The 6,179-nt window shown below is 62.4% G+C and carries 3 protein-coding genes and 3 pseudogenes; 1 reads left to right on the top strand and 5 read right to left on the bottom strand.

Going from position 1 to position 6,179, the window contains the following annotated elements; translation table 11 throughout:
* Positions 1-143: 143 nt before the first annotated feature.
* The 4 genes and pseudogenes from NKI17_RS36540 to NKI17_RS36525 all read right to left on the bottom strand — a co-directional run bounded on the left by NKI17_RS36540 (position 144) and on the right by NKI17_RS36525 (position 4,754).
* Entirely contained in the window at positions 144-620 is a 477-nt protein-coding gene (locus NKI17_RS36540) for a UCP036055 family protein (RefSeq protein WP_352907917.1), read from the bottom strand.
* 72 nt (positions 621-692) lie between these two features.
* Positions 693-2,843, bottom strand: coding sequence for a ParB/RepB/Spo0J family partition protein (locus NKI17_RS36535; protein WP_352798653.1), 2,151 nt, complete (start codon positions 2,841-2,843; stop codon positions 693-695).
* Between the two features lie 282 nt (positions 2,844-3,125).
* Positions 3,126-3,914: pseudogene (locus tag NKI17_RS36530) on the bottom strand (DUF932 domain-containing protein); the annotation flags it as partial.
* A 196-nt stretch (positions 3,915-4,110) separates the two neighbouring features.
* Positions 4,111-4,754, bottom strand: a pseudogene (locus NKI17_RS36525) (CBS domain-containing protein).
* 164 nt (positions 4,755-4,918) lie between these two features.
* Here NKI17_RS36525 and NKI17_RS36520 point away from each other — a divergent pair.
* Positions 4,919-5,320, top strand: a pseudogene (locus tag NKI17_RS36520) (FtsX-like permease family protein); the annotation flags it as partial.
* Positions 5,321-5,407: 87 nt separating this feature from the next.
* Here NKI17_RS36520 and NKI17_RS36515 read toward each other — a convergent pair.
* Entirely contained in the window at positions 5,408-6,022 is a 615-nt protein-coding gene (locus tag NKI17_RS36515) for an aspartate/glutamate racemase family protein (RefSeq protein ID WP_352798655.1), read from the bottom strand.
* Positions 6,023-6,179 lie beyond the last annotated feature (157 nt).

Below are 6,179 nucleotides of genomic sequence, written 5' to 3'. Positions count from 1 at the left end.
CGTCCCGTCTTACACTCATCTGGGCCGCCTCTCAGAGGTCGCTGTTGGTGACCGGCAACACCTTGACTCACTCCTTCCCTTGGCCCGCTTCGCCGCCCGCCCCCCCCCGGGCCCGTGGTCGGGTGGGTTAAATGGTGGAACGGTCAGGCGGCCGCGCGGCCCTCAATGACGTCGGCGCCGACCTCATCGGCGGAGACCTCTTCGAGATAGGACCGGCTATACGAATTGCTGGCGAGCCAGCGTTCGGCCGCCTCGCGATCCTTGGCGAGATAGAGCAGCTCCGGGCTGTCGCCGAGTTCCTGCAGGACGCGGACCATGCCGATCATGGGACGCTCGATGACCTCGAAACGCAGGTCACTCTCGACGGACCAAGTGCGCCTGACCGAGACGACGATGATGCCGCCCTGCCCGAAATCGCCCTCATGCAGGGTGAAGGAGGCCGGCGAGCTATAGGTCGCGCGCTCGCGCGGCGGTTCCTTCCTGACCAGGCGACCGACGCCGTTGCGGCTCTCCCAGGCGGCGAGCTTCTTGGAAAAGCGAGCCGGCGGCTTCGCCGCGCCGTCGCTGTATCGGATAACGCTCCCCAATGGGGCGGATTCGTACACGATATGTGCTGACATGCGGGTTTCTCCATGTAGGAAAACGAAAAAGGGCCCGGCGGAGTGCCGGGCCCGGTGCGAGTGTGAGGCCGATTATTCGGCGGCCTGGAGGTGGTTGGCCTCGTCGCCGTCGCTGGTCACCGGCTCTTCGGAGGACGGATCCGCATCGTCGGCGAGGAAGGCCGGCAGCTCGGCGGCATCGCCGTCAAGAGCTGCCTCGTCCGACATATCGCCGGCGACCGCGTTGCCAGCATCGGTAGCCACTTCATCGACCTCAAGACGCAGCGGCTCGGGCAACCAGTTCGACCCTTCGAGAAGACGAGCGGCCTCACGCGCCATGATGTCCTTCTTCATGTGGTCGATCAGCTGTGCGGAGTCTGCGCCACGAGCTTCATGGACTGCCTGTAGAATCCGCGCCTTGGTGAGCCGCCCGAGGAACTCGACCGTAGGCGTCCAGCCGGCGTCGACCATGTCGAACTGAAGAGAACGGCCGAGCACGTCTGCATGCTCGAGCGCCTTCGGTCGCCTGTTCCAGGGTTCGACCATCGCATTGAGGGCCAGCGAGACGCAGTGCGCGAACAGCACCTTGCGGCTTGCTTCGTCGAGGCCGAGAAGGAAGTCCCACAGGTTTTCCGCCTCATCGGGCAAATCGCGGTCCCAGGCTTCGTGCCGCTCGGCGATCTCCTTGGCCCAGGATGTCTCGGCAAGACCGTCGACCTGGCTGAAGCTGCCGCTCTTCAGGCTGATCTCCAGGCACGTGTCCGGCGCGAAGCGATAGAAGACCTGCAGGACGAAGGCATGGAGTGCGGCGACGATGGCGATGTCGACGTTACCGGCGAGCGCGTTGCGCAGTGCCAGCGTCCGCTGCGCGGTCAGATCGAAAACGAGCCGATCGGGCAGTGGCTTGATGCCATCGTCCTCGCCGTCGTCACTAGCGCTGTCGTTCACCGGCTTGCCGTTGGCGACAACACCATCGCCATCGTCGTCGCCATTGGATCGGGTTCCGCCGTCGGCGCCCCCTTCCTCCCCCTCATCGACGTCGCCGGTTTCGGTCCGCGGCTCGTCCTCGGACCGCACGAAACCGGCGTCGACCTGGAGCTTGCCGTTCGCGGAAAGCGTAACGAACACACCGGCAATGGCCTTCTGGCCGGGATCGTAGCTTTGAGGGCGATCATCGATCTCGTCGAGCTCGGCACCCAGCTGGTCGAGCTTCGCCTCGATTGCTTCGTCGGCATCCTCGGCCTGGGCATAGTCCGCATCCAGTTTGTCGTATTCGGCCTTCAGCGCGTCGTAGCGTTCGATCTCCTCGGCGCTGAGCTCCTGCGGTTCGGCATAGATGCGCCGCATGCCGGAGGTGTGGCCGTAGGGAAAGCTGATCGCCGCCTCGACCCATTTCCAACCTTCGGCGCGGATTGCCTCGGCATCCACCTTCAGCCTGTCGAAGACAAGCTGCTCGAGGAGCGCCGCATCCTGGAACCAGCCGCCGGAATCCTGCTCGAACAGGTCGCGAAGAATGACGCCGCCAGCTGCTTCATAGGTTTCGGCGCCGACATAGACGGCCCGGCGATCATCGGCCCGGACCGTGGTCTCCGTCAGCAGGCGCCTGATGTAATAGGGTTCCTGCATGTGCGAGCTGGCAATCCGCTCCCAGACTTGCTCCTGGCGCGCGTGATCGTCCGAGATCGAAAACGCCATGATCTGTTCGAGCCGGATTTCGTCCTTCTCGTAGAGACCGAGAAGTTTCGGCGATACCGATGCCAGCCGCAGGCGCTGCCTCACCGTCGCAGGCGATACAAAGAAGCGGGCACCAATCTCCTCCGGATCGAGGCCCTGCTCGCTGAGCGTCTTGAAGGCCCGAAACTGGTCGAGCGGGTGCAAGTCGGCGCGCCGCAGGTTTTCGGCAAGCGAATCCTCTTCGGCCGAGGTCTCCTGCTTGCGGTTGACAATGCAAGGGATCGGCTCGTTCTTCGCCAGGCGCTTCTGCTTGATGAGGATTCCGAGCGCGAGATAACGCCGGCCGCCGGCGGGCACCTCGAACGTGCCGGTCTCCTCGCCCTCGCCGTCGAGCACAGGACGGACGTTCAAGCTTTGGATGAGCTTTCGCCGTCCGATGTCCTCGGCCAGCTGTTCGATTGATACGCCCTCCTTGATGCGGCGGACATTCTTCTGCGACAATGCCAGGTTGTCGTAAGGAATATTCTCCGCGGCGTTCATCGCGATCTTCTGAATGGCGTTCTTTGCCATGGTCAGGTTCTCCATGACGGGCGGCCCGGGGCCTCTCCCCGAACCTCCAAACCCGTCAGGAAACCTCCCCTCCCCCCTCTGCCTCCAGGCTCACGACGCCCCGGGCCCAGCTCGAGGATCTCGGCGCGCGACCGAGCGGCCCGAGGGCCTCCAGCATGTTGGCGGCACCCGTTCCCAGGAAAAAGCACCGTCCTCTCGCTTCGGAGGACGGCGCTCGGATTGACGGGGATTATCCGCACGAGAGGGCGGCAACAAAGGTCTTCGCTGCCGACCACAGCAGGATCAGGCGGCGAAATCGAGAAGCTTCTTGGCTTTGCCCTCGATTTCCAGGCGGACATCCTGATGCGGCTTGTCGCGCGCGACCCGCGTGATGCCCTGCACGAAATCAAAGATCGATTCCGGCGGTCTGCCTTCCTCCATGAGAACAGTATCGATGATCTTCGTGGTCTCGGACTTGGAGAAGCCGCGCTTGCGCAGGAAGCCCTTGCGATCTTCGTCGTCCCGGGCAACGATCCGTTGCCGCGCCGTCTTGATGCCATTGACGAATGGCCTGGGCGAGGAATCGGCGAACTGGATCAGCGCCGGCTCGGCTTCCAGGGCGAAACGGGAGGCCGCGTATTTTGAATGGCGGATGGTGATTTCCTCGAAATCTTCCACGCCCCACAGATTGCGATTCTGACACACCGCGCGCAGATAGAAGCTGGCGATCCCTAGCGTGCGGGGTCCAACTTCGGAGTTCCAGCAGTAGAAGCCGCGGAAATAAAGATCCGGATCCCCATTTGGCAGCTGCCCGGCCTCGATCGGGTTCAGGTCGTCGACAAGAAACACAAACACATCGCGGTCGGACGCATAAAGTGTCGTTGTGTCGTTGGAGATGTCGACGTTCGGATTGTAGATTCTCGTCGACCAGTCGAGCACGCCGGGCACCTTCCAACGCGTGTCGCCAGTGCCGTCGCCAGCGATCTTCTGCACGGCCGCGATCGACTCTTCATCGAAAATCCTGCCGTAGTCCGGACCTGTTACCGCTCGTAGCTCGAAGCCTCCGTTCTCGATTTCCAGCGTCTTCACCGGTGGCCGCGATGCTTGCCGGCCAATCCGCCTCGGTCTTGTCCAGGATGAGACCGTTGGCGGGATTCGCCTCATGGACGAAGTAATCGAATGTCTCCCGCTGCAGGGTCGCCAGATCGTCTTCCATGGCAGAGGTGTTCACGATGCGGTCGGTCTTTGGAAAATGCGATCGCATCGCTGTATGTTCCCTGACCGCTGTTCACGGGTGCGACAGGCTTAGGTGGTCGAATACACCTTTGACGCCCCTGACGCCCTCGGCAACCACGCGGACGGCATCCCTTTCACCCTGCGATGAGACCGTTCCCGAAAAATGCACCAGGCCATCGCTGACCGTGAGCGTTAACGCGTCTCCTTTGACGCCTGCGTCGTCTCGCAGCCGGGTGAGAATGCTGCGCCGGATCGCATCGTCACCTGCCGCCATATCGTCGTCGAATTTCGCCGCAACGACGACGCGCAAAAGGTCGGCACGGCTGACAACGCCGACCAGATGCTGCCCCCTCATGACGGGAATGCGCTTGATGCCGTGCTCCCGCATCAGCGCAGCAATTCGCTCTATCGGGGTTTCCTCGTCGGCCGCGACGACATCTGGAATCATCAGATCCGCAACTTTCCAGCTGTGCCCCTTCACATAGCCACGCGCCTCACTTGGCGAGTTCACCGCGGCACCGAGTTCCGACCTGAGCAGGAAATCGCCTTCGCTCACAATCCCAACCAGGCGATGTCGTCGTCGAGAACCGGCATGCCGCTGATGCGATGATCCAGCATCACCTGGGCGGCGTGTCTTACGCTGTGGTCAGGCGACACCGTAACGACATCTGCAGTCATTACGTCTTTTACTTTCATCTGCTTCATCCCTAGCTCAGTTCAAGTGACCATAGGCCCGAGCACCAATTGGCCGCATCGTAGCGTAGTTTGCCACCGACCTCCTTTGAGGCAAATCAATACCGGCTCCGAACCAACCGACGCGGGCGACTTGAAATGGTCACTTACAGACTTGTCGACTGCGGATGCCGGAACACGTGACGGCCTCGGATCCGGTTTTGATTTGCATCAATGTCGCGCGCACCTCGACGGGTGGCATCTACACCGGGCTGGCTGCCGTCATCGCGTTCGGTGTCGTCTACAACAGCGCCCGGATCTCGCTTTCGGAACGGGCGCGGGAGTTGGCCAGCTTGCGCGTCCTTGGCCTCACCCGGGGTGAAGTGTTGCGCATACTCCTGTTGGAACTCGCCCTGCTCACATTGATCGCGCAGCCGCCTGGATGGCTCATTGGCTATGGTCTTGCCTGGATTATGCAGAAGAACCTGGCCGGCGAACTGATGCGGGTGCGCCTGATCGTTGAGCAGTCCACCTACGTCTTCGCCAGCGCGATCGTGATCGCCGCAGCCGTGCTTTCCGCGCTCGTCGTTCGCCGAAGGCTCAACGAGCTGGACCTTGTCACCGTAGTGCCAGTCGCCTTGTGCTCCGAACGCACTGCTTGCGAGGGGCCGCCTGGGTCATTCGAACCTGTCCAGCTCCTTCACGCGGGCCGGCATCGCCCACGCGCCACGTTTGGAGGGCGTGAGGCCGCAACGTATCAGGGTCTGCGCAAGGCCGACCGAGACGCTTACTCCATCCACAACGGGAATATCGTGCTTGCGCTGGAGGGCGGATGCAAACTCGGCCATGCCAGCGCAACCCAGTGCAACGCCTTCCGCTCCCAGCCTGATGCCTTCGCGTATGAGTTCCGAAATTCGTTCGGACCCGCCACTCTCAGGTCTTTCCAGATCAAGGACGGGGATGTCGGAGGCAAGCACCCGTCGGCAGCGATGGGAGAAGCCGTACCGCCGAATGTTGTCTTCAATGATTGGCACAGAACGTGACAGAGTGGTCACGACACAGAAGCTGTGAGCGACAAGGCTGACGGCATGAAGCGAAGCCTCGCCTATTCCGATGACGGGCTTGGTAGCGATTGCCCTTGCAGGGTCGAGACCCGTATCGTCGAAGCAAGCTATGATATGGGCGTCGACATTGTCCGCTTCCGCCGCAACCACCTGCTTGAGCAGGCCCGGCACAGCGAGTGCGCCATCAAATGGCCCTTCGATCGCTTCAGGTCCAGCCGTTGGCTGCATGCCCACTATCTTCGTCCCCGGACCCGGGGGGGCCCCGGGGGGGGGGGGGGCCCCCCCCCGGGGGCGGGGGGGGGGGGGTTGGTGGGTGTTTTTAAAAAAAAAAAAAGCGCGGCCCCAGAGATGTTATTAGAGATTGGGGGGGGGGGCGGGTAAAAAT

It is taken from the genome of Mesorhizobium sp. M0816 (genome assembly GCF_040320005.1).
In the GTDB taxonomy this organism is placed as follows: Bacteria; Pseudomonadota; Alphaproteobacteria; order Rhizobiales; family Rhizobiaceae; genus Mesorhizobium.
This window is presented reverse-complemented; position numbering and strand designations above follow the sequence as displayed.